We start from the raw sequence: 14,524 nt of genomic DNA, 5'->3' as shown, positions 1-14,524 counted from the left end.
TTCATTTATTTAAATGACATTTCTTCAATTTCGGTAGAAGCACTATTGTCTTTTTCCTATCTCACCCGGAATCCTAATGCAGGAATTGCCGGGAAGAATCGCTACCGGAGAAATGGATAATTCATCTAATTTCTAATTTACTTCTCGAACTGTGCTGACCATTTTTTTAAAATTGTGTCGCGCTGCGCTGCCGCCCAGTAAAAATCATTTTTCACCAGTTTTTCTGGCAGATCTTTGGGGAAATCGGTATTGCTACTTTGGACATGTTGATGGGCAACCATGGAAAAATTTTGCGCATACGCCTGATTCGCGGCCTGACTGACAGTCCAATCAATAAATTTCTGTGCGCTGCTCAATTTCTTGGTGCCTTTTACAATTGCAGAGGCTTCCATGTCCCAACCCAAACCTTCTTTGGGATAAATCACCTCTAACGGCGCACCACGGGATTTGAGTTTAAAGCCCGGATAACCGAATGAAATGCCAATCACGGTTTCACCTTGTGCCGCCATTTTGCAAGGCTTGGAACCAGAGTGAACATATTGAGAAATATTTTTGTCCAATGCCTGCATATAAGACCAGGCTTGCTTTTCACCAAAAATCTGCATCCATGCCGTGACATCCAAATAGCCTGTACCACTCGAGGCCGGATTTGGCATCACGATCATATTTTTATAAATCGGTTTACTGAGATCTTGCCAGGTTTGCGGCATCGGGAGATTTTTCTTCTTTAATTCGACTCGATTAACACATACTGCCGATTCCCAGGCCGTCATGCCTGTCCAGGTTGGAATTTCTTTCTGGCTATAAAACTCAGGCTTTAACTGTTCAACATTTTGCGGCCGATACGGCTGTAGCATCTGCTGTTTTTCCATCACCAATAAACTGGTCAAGGCCAAGCCCATCACTACATCTGCTTGCGGATTTTTTTGTTCTGCCAGGAGTTTTGCAGTAATGACACCGGTAGAATCACGGACCCATTTTACTTTTAATTCAGGATGCGCTTTGCGTAGTTCCCATTGATAACGTTTGAGCTGATCGGCTTCTACGGCGGTATAAACCGTAATTTGTTCAGCATCTGGTGAAACTGAACTGGTGGTACATCCTGATATCAAATAAGCCGTACCAAGGCTCAGGACACATAAACCAATCTTTTTTTTACACTGTTTTAAATACTGACTCATCTGCCATTCCTAGTGAATGCGGCTTCTTGATAATCAGTATTTCAGCAAATATTTATGACAGCTTAATTAATCTGGTTTAAACCAGATTGGTTTTTTATTTTAATTAAGGCCAGGTTATCAATGAAGCTAGATCATTGTTGAAATAATTTCACTTTTCAACCCGCCCTAAGTTGAAGCTTCAAAATGTAAATCCAGTACATCATGGAGCCAATATTCCTGATCGACATCAGTAATGATGCCGTTTTGATCACGATTGGTTCGACAAATATATAATCCCATGCTTCCTACATTGACATGTAGGGCCTTAGCCTGTTGTTCAGCAAAAGCAGTTGGATAAAGATGGATATGTGCTCGCGTAAGCTGTCGCTGATATTTTTCAGCCATTAGTACAGTGATTGAGTTTTCCAAGTTCTGTGCTAAAAACTCTGGAAAGAGTGTTGCGTTTACTCGAATATGTTCAACCACAGCAGGACGGCCATTAATTGTGCGTCGACGCCAAATTGAATAGACTTGATCTCCAACATTCAGATTTAAATGTTTTGCATCCCATTGAGTTGCAGATACCAGCTCTGCTGAAATAAGCTCTGTGGCGGGAACACTTCCTTGCTCTTGTACATATTGATTAAAGCTTTTGGTAGATTGCGGCCGATAGGCAATGCGGGGGGCACGCACAAACCAGCCGCGACGGTCTAAACGATAAATTAAACCATCCATTTCAAGCGCTAAAAGTGCTTCTCTGACCGCAACACGTGTTGTTGAAAACTGCTCCGATAATAAGCGCTCAGAGGCTAATTTTGTATTACTGCTTAATTGGCCCGACTCAATTTCATGGGCAATTGCATCTCTTATCGCTATATATTTAGGAATACGCTGGGAAGTTGTAGCCAAATCAGACATAAAGGTAAATTTTAAAAAAACTTAAACTACTATACTAAATTTTTAATTTCAAAGTGATGAAAATCAATAATAACTCGTATTCTGCTTAGGCCACTCATTCCATTAATTAAAGAGTTGACTTTGATTCAGCATACATAAAAAATAGGCTTCTGAATAGAAAATTCTCTTTTATATAGATGGTTATGCTTATTAAATTTTTTCTATTGAGCAGGTCGTATTCTCAAATGCAAATTGCGGTGTTTTAAAAATTCCCCATACTTATAGAGGCCTTCGAATTTCTAACAAGTCATCAATTATGCAAAAAAACATAGGAAATCAAACAAGGGGGCTGAAGGAATAAACTACCCGGTAAGCTCTTAATGAGTATCAGCCACTTTTCAGGCTCATTTCTTTTCCACAATTCAGGTAAATAAAGAGATTGAAATGATGACCTTTATTTCAGACCTCCAAGACAGCCTTCAAATATCCAAGTTCCACAGTCATTTTTTAGCTTTCGCACGAGCAATACAAATCATCATATTTTATCGTGATGCTTTTTCATCCCTATCAAGCTAGTAGTCAAAGTGTTCAGCTTGCAAAATCGCAGTTTCACAAGTACCACAGATTAGTGCTGTCATTGATACGTGTCATTAGCTTCATTATTACCGTGATGAATATATGCTTTGGGCACAGTTTGCCTCAAGCTCACCTAAATAAGCAGCCGCCAATCATGTATTCATGTATACAACTAAAATCACGCCCAAAAAAAAAGACCCTTGATGATCAAGGGTCTTTTAGATATTTGGCGGAAGCGGTGAGATTCGAACTCACGGAGGACTCACACCCTCGTCGGTTTTCAAGACCGGTGCATTAAACCGCTCTGCCACGCTTCCATGGCCGCCATCATACGAATCTTTCAGCCAGCTGACAAGTGAAAAGTGCAATGAATGCAATCAACTGCATATAGTTTCATCAACTCTTACAATTTAGCTGCCAATTCAGCGCCCTCACGGATTGCACGTTTAGCATCCAGCTCAGCCGCAAGCTTGGCCCCACCAATAATATGATAATTGGCCAGCGTATGTTGACCTTCGGCTGGCATTAATGCTTTGACCGATTCCTGGCCTGCACAGACCACCACACTATCTACACGCAGTAACTGGTCATGACCATCAACTTCAATCCATAAGCCTTCATCCGTAACTGCTTTATACTGCACTCCCCGCAGCATGCGTACACCGTGTTTCTTTAATTGTGCACGGTGTACCCAGCCGGAAGTTTTACCCAGACCTGCGCCAAGAGCAGTGGTTTTACGTTGTAGCAAATAAATTTCCCGGACTGGCGGTTCTACTTCAGCAGGCTGCATTCCGCCTTCGCTGATATAGTTTGGATTCGGATCGACTCCCCATTCACGCTTCCAGTCTTCCAGCGGTTGTGGCTGAGGCTGATGCTGATGCTGATGCTGATGCTGGGGTTTTAACAAAAATTCTGAAACATCAAAGCCGATCCCACCTGCTCCAATCACTGCAACCCGATCACCTACCGGTGCACCACGTAAAACTTCTGCATAAGACAGCACTTGTGGCGCCTCACTACCCGGAATTTTCAACTCACGCGGAATCACCCCTGTGGCAATAATGACTTCATCAAAGCCTTCGCGTTCCAGCTGTTCTTGATTGACCCGGGTATTCAGACGAACATCCACCCCATTTTTTTCCAGCTGCACCTTGAAATAGCGAATCGTTTCATGGAACTCTTCTTTGCCCGGTATGACTTTGGCCAGGTTAAACTGCCCGCCAACTTCATCACTTGCTTCAAATAAAGTCACCTCATGGCCGCGACTGGCAGCAACGCTCGCTGCCGACATGCCGGCCACACCTCCACCAACGACGGCGATACTTTTCGGCTTTTTGGTTTTTACATATACCAGTTCAGTTTCGTAGGCGGCGCGCGGATTGACCAGACAGGTTGCCCGTTTATTTTTAAAAGTATGATCCAGACAGGCCTGGTTGCAGGCAATACATGTGTTAATTTCATCGACCCGATTGGTTGCCGTTTTATTGACCCAGAAAGCATCTGCCAATAATGGTCGTGCCATTTGAATCATATCGGCCTGACCAGAGGCCAAAATCGCTTCTGCTGTATCCGGCATGTTAATCCGGTTCGATGCAATTACCGGGACGGTGACATGCTTTTTAACTTCTGCGGTGTAATCAACAAAAGCTGCTCGCGGCACAGAAGTTACAATGGTAGGAATACGTGCCTCATGCCAGCCAATCCCGGTATTTAGCAAGGTAATACCGGTTTTTTCCAGGGCCTGAGCCACCGTAATCACTTCCTGCATGGTGTTACCGTCATGCACCAGGTCCAGCAAAGACAAGCGGAAGCAGATAATAAATTTTTCCCCCACTTCTGCACGGATGGCTTTAACAATTTCTAATGCAAAGCGCATGCGGTTTTCAATTGACCCGCCCCAGCGGTCAGTACGCTGGTTCACATGCCGGCTAAGAAACTGGTTTAGTAAATAGCCTTCAGAGCCCATAATTTCGACCCCGTCATAGCCTGCTTTTTTGGCCAGACTGGCAGTTTTGGCATAGTCCTGAATAGTTTCCAGAATCTGTTTTTCAGACATCTGGCGAGGTTTAAAAGGTGAAATCGGTGACTTGATCGGGCTGGCTGAAACCACAAAAGGCTGATAGCCATAACGGCCCGCATGCAGAATCTGTAAAAGAATTTTGGCGCCATGTTTATGGACGGCATGCGTGACCAGACGGTGTGGAGCAATATCTCCCAGCGTATTCATAGTTCCGCCGGCAGGCAGTAACCAGCCCTGACGGTTAGGTGAAATCCCGCCAGTAATTAATAGCCCCACGCCACCTTTGGCACGCTCACCAAAATAGGCAGCCAGTTTCGGATAATTATAAAAACGGTCTTCCAGCCCTGTATGCATTGAACCCATTACTACCCGATTTTTAATCGTCGTAAACCCCAAATGTAATGGTTTTAAAATATTTGCATAACGCGTATTGGTCATAAGATCTTCCTGTTTTTATTTAGCCCAAGCCTATCCCTCTTACTTTAACTGATTTCACACGGCTTTTTATGACTATCAGGTCTGCTTTCTCAGGCATAAATCCCAATCTGTGTCGTCATGCTGCATCTGGTTTTTTCAATTACTGTTGCCATTGCCGTGCGCTTGCTTTCCACAAGGCAATCACGCCTAAAACTGTACCGACTGGAAAACTGAGCAGCATCAGAATGGCCATGATTCTGGACAGTGTCCGACCACCGCGATTGCCCTGTTTGACCTTAAGCGATGCCTGAATATTCAAGTAAATCATCAACGCCAGCAATAACAGGATAAATCCTAAGCTCATAACTGAAATTGTCGACTGCTGATATTCCAGATAGCCGAATACAATCGTAGTAAACACCAGCAGACCGGCATAAATACCATGGATCAAGGCCAAGGTTTCATTTTTGGGTTTAGGATTCAGGTTGGGTAAAGGGGGAATACGTGTCGTCATTTTGGGTGCCTCAGCGAATCACTTTTTATCTATTGATGATGAATATAGCGAATATTGCTGATATTCAGCAGTATTTTCAAAAAAACAAGCGCATTTGAAGTGATTTCAGACTATTGATTTCAAATTTTAAACCGAGTTTTCCTTTTCTAAAGCACACCTAAATAAAATAATGATACAATTGATACAATATATGTTTTTTTCAGGCCACCACTTCTGGCGCGCCTATTTCATATCATTAGGATGAACAATGTCTGATAATGCAACTATCTTGCAGAATGTCCCAGTAGGTAAAAAAGTTGGTATTGCCTTTTCTGGTGGTCTAGATACTTCTGCAGCTCTTTTGTGGATGAAACAAAAAGGCGCTGAGCCTTATGCTTACACAGCAAACCTGGGTCAGCCTGATGAAGACGATTACGATGCAATTCCCCAAAAAGCTGAAGCTTATGGCGCTGTAAAAGCACGTCTGATCGACTGTCGTCTACAACTTGCATTAGAAGGTATTGCAGCCATTCAATGTGGTGCATTCCATATTTCTACAGGTGGCGTTCCTTATTTTAATACCACGCCACTTGGCCGTGCAGTAACAGGTACGATGCTTGTAACTGCTATGAAAGAAGATGATGTCAACATCTGGGGTGATGGTTCGACCTATAAAGGAAACGACATCGAACGTTTCTACCGCTATGGTCTGTTGACCAACCCGGCACTCAAGATCTACAAGCCTTGGTTAGACCAGACGTTTATTGACGAACTAGGTGGCCGTGCAGAAATGTCACAGTTCCTGATCGACAATGGCTTTGACTACAAAATGTCAAAAGAAAAAGCTTACTCAACTGACTCAAATATGTTGGGTGCAACTCACGAAGCCAAAGATCTTGAATACCTGGATGCTGGTATTAAAATCGTTGAGCCAATCATGGGGGTAGCTTTCTGGAAAGAAGATGTTGAGGTTACGCCTGAAGAAGTATCGATTACTTTTGAAGAAGGCTTCCCGGTTGCAATCAATGGTCAACGTATCGAAGATCCGGTGGAGTTCATTCTTGAAGCGAACCGTATCGGTGGCCGTCATGGTCTAGGTATGTCAGACCAGATCGAAAACCGTATCATCGAAGCGAAATCTCGTGGTATCTACGAAGCTCCAGGTATGGCGCTGCTTCACATCGCTTATGAACGTCTGGTAACAGGTATCCATAACGAAGATACGATTGAACAATATCGTATCAACGGTTTACGTTTAGGCCGTCTACTTTACCAAGGTCGCTGGTTCGATTCTCAAGCCTTAATGCTGCGTGAAACTGCACAGCGTTGGGTCGCAAAAGCCGTCACAGGTACTGTAACGCTTGAGCTACGCCGTGGTAATGACTACACCATTATGAACACTGAATCTCCAAACCTGACTTATGAAGCTGAGCGTTTGACCATGGAGAAAGCTGATTCAATGTTCTCTCCTATGGATCGTATCGGTCAATTGACCATGCGTAACCTAGACATCACTGACACTCGTGCAAAATTAGGCATCTATACAGATTCTGGTCTGTTATCTGTAGGTACAGGTTCTGCTGTTCCTCAACTCAAAGACAAAAACTAAGTCCTTGGGATGAGCTCCTTTAAGTTGTAAAACTGCTTTTGATGAGCAATGCCAGTCAGTTAAACATTGACTGGCATTTTTTATGCTTTATCAGCGGCCTAGAAAGACAATAAATAATTTTTAAAGCAACTCTCAGCTATTGGACAAATTTAATTCTAATATTTTGCTGCAAGCCTGCCTTCTCTGCTTTTGAAAGCGCAGAGAGGATTAAATATATACAGTCAGCAAGAAAAGCTTTTCATTTGTCTCTCGCATTCCTGCCTTAAACATCTGCCCTTTTCACTTTCATACATTAAGGCAAGCATTTTAATTTAAAATTAATGACTTATCTTAAAAAAATTGAGTAGCATTTATTTTAAGAGTTCACCATACCTGCATTTACTGAACGAATCGACTGATAATAAATCTGGTTACGTCCCAATTGCTTGGCCCGATACAGTGCCTGATCGGCAATCTGCAATAAACTGTCCTTATCAAGATTTTCTTCACTACGATAGACCGTGATGCCTAAGCTGATCGTAATCTGATCAGAGATATGAGATTTTTCATGAGGAATTCGCAGTCGATCAATCGCTTTAAAAATGTTGGAAGCCACTGCATAGGCCCCGTGTGCATCAGTTTCCGGCAGCAGCACCACAAACTCTTCACCGCCATAACGCGCGACAAAGTCCATATGCCGAATCGCATTTTTAATCGTTAAGGCAATATTGGAAATGACATCATCACCTTTTTGGTGCCCATAATAATCATTATAATTTTTAAAAAAATCCACGTCGATAAACAGGATGGCTAAGGCACTTTCATTACACTGTGCCTGCCTGAAAAAAACATCCAGGGTTTCATCCAGAGTTCGACGATTAGAAATTTTAGTCAGCTCGTCCTGCTGACTTAGATGCAACAGCTCGGTGGTGTGAATACGCTGGATTTTTTCACTGATTTTGGCACGCCTACTGTATAAAAAGATCATTCTTTCCCGTGCAAAAATCATATGACTAATTACATAACCCAGCAAACAACTTCCCACCAAAATCCGGCCAAATACCAGCGGATTAAACACCACTGCCATGCTGAGTAGCAGCAGGATCGTAGTGAGCGCTGCCATTAAGCCGGTGATCAGCATCTGCACAGGTTTAATCCCGGTCAAGATATAGCCCAGAATATAAATGATCGTCATGATCGCCATTGACTGATGTTGTAAGCTCTCGGCCTGCATAGACATGTTGATATAAGAAATAGACACCAGCAACCAGAACACCAATATCATTGAGGCTTGCGAAAAAAAGCGTTTCAGTTTGGGGAGCGACGCGGCCAGATAGAAGAGTACCAGAGAGATTGCACCATTTAGCAAGCCTAACAGGCAGAGTATGAAATCATGCAAAAAATACTGGGGATCAGCAATCCAGTAATCGGTGGGAATCATGATCAGCAAAAAAATGAAATAGCTCAACACGCCTCCCCAGACGTATTTTTCCACATGCTTGCGTGCACGTTCCAAATGTTTGCTGCAAAACTCCTGCTCCAGACTTTTCGGAAATATTGAGCCGATACGCTGACTTTGGCTTGCAATAAGCTGTTCTATTTTTTCTTTGTCGTTCTGCAATTTTGCAAGATTGTACTTGTAGTCCATTGCCAAGTATTTATGTAATTTTTTTATTAATTACAAAATAACATACTTTTATAAATTAATTTATAGCGCTCATTTATTTTATATCCCTTTCTCGTTACCATTTTTGCTATAGATGGATTATCATTTGTTTTATTTCTCCGATTGAATTCACCTTGGATACGATTACGATTCTCCAGCCAGACGACTGGCATGCTCATCTGCGTGATGGTTTAGCACTACAACGCACCGTTCCTGATTTAGCCAAACAGTTTTCCCGTGCGATCTGTATGCCGAATCTTGTTCCGCCGGTTAAAACGGTGGAAGAAGCCCTCAGCTACCGTGAACGCATTATGGCGCACGTACCGGAAGGCTGTGATTTTGATCCCCGTATGGTGCTGTATTTCACTGACAATACTTTGCCAAGCGAAGTCCAAAAGATTAAAAACTCTGCCTATGTCAATGCCATCAAGCTCTACCCTGCTGGTGCAACCACCAACTCGGATAGCGGCGTGAGTGACATCAGCAAAGTCTATGCCGTCATTGAACAACTGGAAGAGCACCAGGTGCCCTTACTTCTACATGGTGAAGTCACCCAGCATCATGTGGATATTTTTGACCGTGAAAAACGTTTTCTGGACGAAGTTCTGGCACCTTTGCTAAGACAGTTTCCGAAACTGAAACTGGTCCTTGAGCATATCACCACCAGTGAAGCGGCGAACTTTGTACTGGAACAGGATCGCAATGTAGCGGCCACCATTACTCCACAGCATCTGTTGTTTAACCGCAATGATATGCTGGTCGGAGGGGTGAAACCGCACTTCTACTGTTTGCCAATTTTAAAACGTCAAACGCATCAGCAGACTCTACTGGAAGTGGCCACTAGTGGTAACCCTAAATTCTTTCTGGGCACGGACAGCGCGCCGCATTCCAAGAATGCCAAAGAAAATGCTTGTGGCTGTGCGGGTTGCTATAGCGCACCGACGGCAATCGAGCTGTATGCCCAAGCCTTTGATCAGGTCGGAAAGATTGAACGTCTGGAAGGCTTTGCCAGCCACTTTGGAGCAGATTTCTACGGTCTGCCACGCAATACCAATACGATTACACTGGTCAAAGAAGACCAGGTGATTCCTGAAAGTCTAGACTACTTGGATGGTGAACAGATTATTCCGCTTTATGCCGGGAAGACCATCCAATGGAGAAAAATGTGACAATTGAAACTCTTCCAGTCATTGGTCAGCGTTTCCGTGGATTTTTACCTGTTGTTGTCGATGTTGAAACAGCAGGTTTTAATGCACAGACTGATGCCCTGTTAGAAATCGCAGCCATTCCGATTGTATATAATGAAGATGGCCAGTTTATGCCAGGTGAAGCTTTTCATGCCCATATCAATCCTTTTGAAGGCGCCAACCTAGATCGCCGCTCTCTGGAGTTTATTGGAATTGATCCCTCCAATCCCATGCGGATCGCCATGGCTGAAGATGAAAAAACTGCATTAAAGCGTATTTTCAAATCAGTCAATGAGGTACGTCGTCAGCAAAACTGCACCCATGCAGTTTTGGTCGGACACAATGCGCATTTCGACTTAGGCTTTGTACAGGCCGCGATTGCCCGTACCGGAACCAAAAACCAGAACCCGTTTCACAGTTTTTCTGTCTTTGATACTGTGACCTTAAGCGCAGTGATGTTCGGTCAGACCGTCCTGGCAAAATCCTGTATTCAGGCTGGAATTGAGTTTGATGGCAAAGAAGCCCATTCTGCATTATACGATACGCAAAAGACGGCTGAACTGTTTTGCTATATTTTAAACAAACTCGCACCTCACCTGCTTGACACTTGGGTGGCGGATCAATAAGATACCGCCATCTTCTAAACGTCCCTATCGTCTAGAGGCCTAGGACATCGCCCTTTCACGGCGGTAACCGGGGTTCGAATCCCCGTAGGGACGCCATCTTCTGTTTTCAAAATCATGGTTGCACTTTATCTGAGAAGCCCAGCTGTACTCGTACCTGCTTAACTGCCTTTTTGAGTCTGCTTCAGCTATAATTCATCCAGTTCCCTATTTTATATTGTCGTCATGTTAAAAAAGATCTTACTGGTTCTGATGATTCTGGCTCCTTCGGCTTTGTACCTGTACATGGTCTCCGGTGATGATACTGCAACAACCCAGTCAGAGCCGACTCCTTCTTCCGCTAAACCGACAGAGCGACCACGTTATTCAACTCCAGACCACTAAAATGAGTGGTCTTTTCACCTATTTCTTAAATAAAAGCAATTAATTTATAAAAAATTCCAATTTATGTGAAATTTCATTCAATTAAAACTAGAATAGTCTTTTTCAAGTACATTTCCCAATTCATTTATGCAACCTGCTTCTCCTCCTTCACAGCAGTCCCCTGTTGATGAGGGACATACCCCTTCTTTAAAACGTGCCATGGGCACCCGTCATCTGATTATGCTTTCCCTTGGGGGGGCCATTGGCACCGGCCTGTTCATGGGCTCAGGTGAAGTCATCTCTCAGGCAGGTCCTTTAGGGGCAGTGCTGGCTTATATTGTCGGGGGCCTGATTGCCTATATGGTCATGCTGTGCCTGGGTGAGCTGGCTGTACATTTGCCAGTATCCGGTTCATTCGGTGCTTTTGCTACAAATTATATTGGTCCGGGTACAGGCTATATGGTGTCCTGGATGTACTGGCTCGGCTGGTCTGCAACTCTCGGGACTGAATTTACCGCTGCTGCCATTCTTATGCAGGAATGGTTCCCTCAGACGTCTATCTGGTTATGGACGCTGATCTTTGCTGCTGGCGTGCTGATCTCCAACCTCAGCTCAACCCGTACTTTTGCAGAGTCTGAATTCTGGCTGTCGCTGGTGAAAGTGGCCACCGTCCTGATCTTCATTATTCTGGGTTTTGGCTGTATCTTTGGTTTTATTCCTTTTCAAGGCTATGAATCTGCCCCCCTCTTCGGCAATCTGACCGAACATGGCTGGCTGCCCAATGGCTTGATTCCACTATTTACCACCCTGCTCATCGTGAACTTCGCCTTTAACGGCACAGAAATGATCGGGATTGCCGCCGGTGAAACAGAAAATCCTGAGAAAAATGTGCCAAAGGCCATTCATGCAGCGGTCTGGCGCCTGATCATTTTCTTTGTCGGCACCATTATCGTCATCAGTTCTTTACTGACCTACACTGACGCTGGTTTACAGGTGGGCGGAGATGGGGGCTTGAGTAGCAGTCCTTTCGTCTCGGTATTTACCCAGATGGGGATTCCATATGCTGAGGACTTTATCCGCTTTGTGATCATTACCGCACTGTTATCTACAGCCAACTCTGGCCTTTATGCCGCTTCGCGCATGATGTGGGCGCTGTCTTCACAAAATCAGCTGCCGCGGGTATTTGCCAAGGTCAGCAAGTCCGGCGTGCCTTATATTGCGGTTTGGGTGACCATGATTGGCGGCTTACCTGGCTTATTGTCTGAACAGTTCGAAGCCGATGTTATCTTTAAAAACCTGCTCGGTGTAGCGGCCTTTACCATGGTAATTGTATGGATGAGTATCTGCTGGAGCCAGTTTAATTTCCGTCGTCAGTGGCTTAAACAGGGCCGCAGTGTATCCGAGCTTAAATTCCGTACCCCGTGGTTCCCGCTGGTACCGATTCTCGGCTTTATTGCCTGTACTGCGACCGGCCTGAGTATGGCAGCAGATCCTGAAATGCTGTCGGGCTTTATCGGCTGTCTGTTATTTATGGCTGCCTGCTATGCCAGCTATTACTGGCTATACCATCCAAAACCTTAGGTTCTACACTAAAAAATTCTTCGCATTGCTGCAATAAACCCAATTTTTATTGGGTTTATGTGAGGATCTGTTGACCCTTCATTGATGTTTGCGACCACGCAATCCATTTATGAAATATCAACAGACCCTCTATTTAGAGTTAAAAATCACCTGAACTCTCCTATTCCAATAAAATCGTCTTCTGTTTTGCTTAATGTTTAAACTATTAAATAAGTTTTCATAAAAAGCCTTTTGACAAATTTAAGCTGAGTCCTTAATATACGCATCACCTCGCAACGTCCCTATCGTCTAGAGGCCTAGGACATCGCCCTTTCACGGCGGTAACCGGGGTTCGAATCCCCGTAGGGACGCCATCTATTGATCACATCTGATCAAGCCTTAGACACAATCCATATTAATACATTGCAGATTTGTAGTTTTTCACTACAATAACCCGCTTTACTTCTCTGGTTTTTTTGACTCCTATGCATTCATCTCCGAATGATGCTACGCATCAGGGCAATTCTGCGCCTTTAAAACGCGCTATGAGTACTCGACATCTGGTCATGATTTCGCTTGGCGGCGCAATTGGAACAGGCCTGTTTTTAGGTTCGGGTGAAGTCATTGCACAAACGGGGCCAATAGGTGCCATTCTTGCTTATTTCCTCGGCGGGATCATCGCTTATATGGTGATGCTCTGTCTGGGTGAGCTTGCAGTTCATATGCCTGAATCAGGTTCTTTTGGTGCCTACGCCAAACGCTATATTGGACCAGGAACAGGCTATACCATTACCTGGCTCTACTGGCTGACCTGGTCGGTGACCCTGGGAACTGAATTTACCGCCGCCGCCTTGCTGATGCAGGAATGGCTGCCGGACAGTTCCATGTGGATGTGGACGCTGGTCTTTGGCGCGCTGGTCTTCACGCTGAATATGATTTCGACCCGCTGGTTTGCCGAATCCGAATTCTGGCTGGCGCTGGTAAAAGTCGTCACCGTCATTGCCTTTATCCTGCTCGGTTTATTGGCCATTTTCGGGGTTCTGGATTATCAAGGCCAAGAAACAGCACCGCTGTTCAGTAACCTGACCGCCCAAGGCTGGTTCCCTGAGGGACTGTTTCCGATTTTCACCACCATGCTGATTGTGAACTTTGCTTTCTCGGGCACCGAACTCATTGGGGTCGCAGCAGGTGAAACCAAAGACCCGGCCAAGAACGTGCCAAAAGCCATCAATACCGCAATTTTCCGCCTGCTGATTTTCTTTGTGGGTACGATTGTGGTGGTGACCTCACTTCTGCCCCATCAAGAAGCAGGACTGGCCGTTGAAGGCGTGAGTAACAGTCCGTTTGTAACCGTATTCCAGCATATCGGTATTCCCTATGCAGAAGATATTATTCGCTTTGTTATTATCACCGCCCTATTGTCGGCAGCCAACTCCGGCCTGTTTGCCGCGTCGCGCATGATGTGGTCACTGTCCTATAGTAAACAGTTGCCCGCTGTATTTTCACGCGTGAATGCCAAAGGAATTCCTTATATCGCAGTCATTGTGACAATGATTGGCGCAATGCCGGGCCTATTGTCAGAGCAGTTTGCACCGGAAACTATTTTTACCAACTTGCTGGGTATCGCAGCATTTACCATGGTCGTGGTCTGGATGAGTATCTGCTTGAGCCAGTTCAACTTCCGCCGCCAATGGTATAAGGATGGTCATAGTGTCAAAGAACTAGGCTTTGCAGCCCCCCTGTTCCCGATTGTACCGATTTTAGGCTTCCTGTTCTGCCTGATCACCTGTATCAGTATGGTCTTTGATCCGAGCATGCGCATCAGTTTCTTTGGCTGCCTGCTGTTTATTGCAGTGTGTTATGCCAGCTACTATGCCTTCTATCACAAAAAAGTGTAGGGCTTAAAGCCAACAAAAGAGCAGCTTTCGCTGCTCTTTTTTTATCTATACTGTAAATAGATATGGAGCCACCCGA

General features: G+C 44.6%; 11 protein-coding genes and 3 tRNA genes. 8 read left to right on the top strand and 6 right to left on the bottom strand.

All coding sequences use genetic code 11. The features are described 5' to 3' along the window. Positions 1 to 137 precede the first annotated feature (137 nt). The 5 genes from E2K74_RS01765 to E2K74_RS01745 all read right to left on the bottom strand — a co-directional run bounded on the left by E2K74_RS01765 (position 138) and on the right by E2K74_RS01745 (position 5,584). Positions 138 to 1,181 (bottom strand): putative 2-aminoethylphosphonate ABC transporter substrate-binding protein, encoded by a 1,044-nt coding sequence (locus E2K74_RS01765; protein ID WP_151204828.1) that lies wholly within the window; start codon positions 1,179 to 1,181, stop codon positions 138 to 140. Between the two features lie 165 nt (positions 1,182 to 1,346). Further along, on the bottom strand, positions 1,347 to 2,078 hold the full coding sequence (locus E2K74_RS01760; protein WP_151206013.1) for a UTRA domain-containing protein: 732 nt from the start codon (positions 2,076 to 2,078) through the stop codon (positions 1,347 to 1,349). Between the two features lie 782 nt (positions 2,079 to 2,860). Beyond that, positions 2,861 to 2,950, bottom strand: a tRNA-Ser gene (locus E2K74_RS01755). A gap of 86 nt (positions 2,951 to 3,036) precedes the next feature. Further along, complete coding sequence (locus tag E2K74_RS01750; protein WP_151206012.1) at positions 3,037 to 5,091, bottom strand: NADPH-dependent 2,4-dienoyl-CoA reductase; 2,055 nt, start codon at positions 5,089 to 5,091, stop codon at positions 3,037 to 3,039. Between the two features lie 139 nt (positions 5,092 to 5,230). Next, a complete protein-coding gene (locus E2K74_RS01745) occupies positions 5,231 to 5,584 on the bottom strand; it encodes a hypothetical protein (protein ID WP_151206011.1) in 354 nt (117 codons plus the stop codon). A 247-nt stretch (positions 5,585 to 5,831) separates the two neighbouring features. Here E2K74_RS01745 and argG point away from each other — a divergent pair, with 247 nt between their 5' ends. Next, positions 5,832 to 7,172 (top strand): argininosuccinate synthase, encoded by a 1,341-nt coding sequence (gene argG, locus E2K74_RS01740; protein WP_151204831.1) that lies wholly within the window; start codon positions 5,832 to 5,834, stop codon positions 7,170 to 7,172. 355 nt (positions 7,173 to 7,527) lie between these two features. Here the strand turns inward: argG and E2K74_RS01735 are convergent, their stop codons facing one another. Continuing rightward, positions 7,528 to 8,799 carry a GGDEF domain-containing protein gene (locus E2K74_RS01735; protein ID WP_151206010.1) on the bottom strand — a complete coding sequence of 424 codons (1,272 nt, stop codon included), beginning with the start codon at positions 8,797 to 8,799 and terminating at the stop codon, positions 7,528 to 7,530. Between the two features lie 152 nt (positions 8,800 to 8,951). On the opposite strand from E2K74_RS01735, the gene pyrC reads away from it, so the two are divergent. The 7 genes from pyrC (at position 8,952) to E2K74_RS01705 (ending at position 14,448) form a co-directional block, all read left to right on the top strand. Further along, a complete protein-coding gene (pyrC, locus tag E2K74_RS01730) occupies positions 8,952 to 9,986 on the top strand; it encodes a dihydroorotase (protein ID WP_151206009.1) in 1,035 nt (344 codons plus the stop codon). Beyond that, positions 9,971 to 10,630, top strand: a complete 660-nt coding sequence (rnt, locus tag E2K74_RS01725; RefSeq protein WP_151204834.1) for a ribonuclease T — start codon at positions 9,971 to 9,973, stop codon at positions 10,628 to 10,630. Before pyrC ends, rnt begins: the two co-directional genes overlap by 16 nt. 20 nt (positions 10,631 to 10,650) lie before the next feature. Further along, positions 10,651 to 10,726: transfer RNA gene (locus tag E2K74_RS01720), tRNA-Glu, on the top strand. 126 nt (positions 10,727 to 10,852) lie between these two features. Next, positions 10,853 to 11,011 carry a hypothetical protein gene (locus E2K74_RS14665; protein WP_162850558.1) on the top strand — a complete coding sequence of 53 codons (159 nt, stop codon included), beginning with the start codon at positions 10,853 to 10,855 and terminating at the stop codon, positions 11,009 to 11,011. Between the two features lie 126 nt (positions 11,012 to 11,137). Continuing rightward, positions 11,138 to 12,571, top strand: coding sequence for an amino acid permease (locus E2K74_RS01715; protein WP_151206008.1), 1,434 nt, complete (start codon positions 11,138 to 11,140; stop codon positions 12,569 to 12,571). 277 nt (positions 12,572 to 12,848) lie between these two features. Beyond that, positions 12,849 to 12,924, top strand: a tRNA-Glu gene (locus E2K74_RS01710). Between the two features lie 111 nt (positions 12,925 to 13,035). Beyond that, the gene (locus E2K74_RS01705) at positions 13,036 to 14,448 is read left to right on the top strand and encodes an amino acid permease (protein WP_151206007.1); all 1,413 of its coding nucleotides are present in this window, start codon (positions 13,036 to 13,038) and stop codon (positions 14,446 to 14,448) included. The last annotated feature ends 76 nt before the right edge of the window (positions 14,449 to 14,524 follow it).

The sequence above is a fragment of the Acinetobacter sp. RF15B genome, assembly GCF_007558235.1.
GTDB classification, from domain to species: Bacteria; Pseudomonadota; Gammaproteobacteria; order Pseudomonadales; family Moraxellaceae; genus Acinetobacter; species Acinetobacter lwoffii_C.
This window is presented reverse-complemented; position numbering and strand designations above follow the sequence as displayed.

Coding starts and splice junctions, on each gene's coding strand:
- E2K74_RS01765 (WP_151204828.1), bottom strand. CDS start 1,181: ATGAGTCAGTATTTAAAACAGTGTAAAAAAAAGATTGGTTTATGTGTC.
- E2K74_RS01760 (WP_151206013.1), bottom strand. CDS start 2,078: ATGTCTGATTTGGCTACAACTTCCCAGCGTATTCCTAAATATATAGCG.
- E2K74_RS01750 (WP_151206012.1), bottom strand. CDS start 5,091: ATGACCAATACGCGTTATGCAAATATTTTAAAACCATTACATTTGGGG.
- E2K74_RS01745 (WP_151206011.1), bottom strand. CDS start 5,584: ATGACGACACGTATTCCCCCTTTACCCAACCTGAATCCTAAACCCAAA.
- argG (WP_151204831.1), top strand. CDS start 5,832: ATGTCTGATAATGCAACTATCTTGCAGAATGTCCCAGTAGGTAAAAAA.
- E2K74_RS01735 (WP_151206010.1), bottom strand. CDS start 8,799: ATGGACTACAAGTACAATCTTGCAAAATTGCAGAACGACAAAGAAAAA.
- rnt (WP_151204834.1), top strand. CDS start 9,971: ATGGAGAAAAATGTGACAATTGAAACTCTTCCAGTCATTGGTCAGCGT.
- E2K74_RS14665 (WP_162850558.1), top strand. CDS start 10,853: ATGTTAAAAAAGATCTTACTGGTTCTGATGATTCTGGCTCCTTCGGCT.
- E2K74_RS01715 (WP_151206008.1), top strand. CDS start 11,138: ATGCAACCTGCTTCTCCTCCTTCACAGCAGTCCCCTGTTGATGAGGGA.
- E2K74_RS01705 (WP_151206007.1), top strand. CDS start 13,036: ATGCATTCATCTCCGAATGATGCTACGCATCAGGGCAATTCTGCGCCT.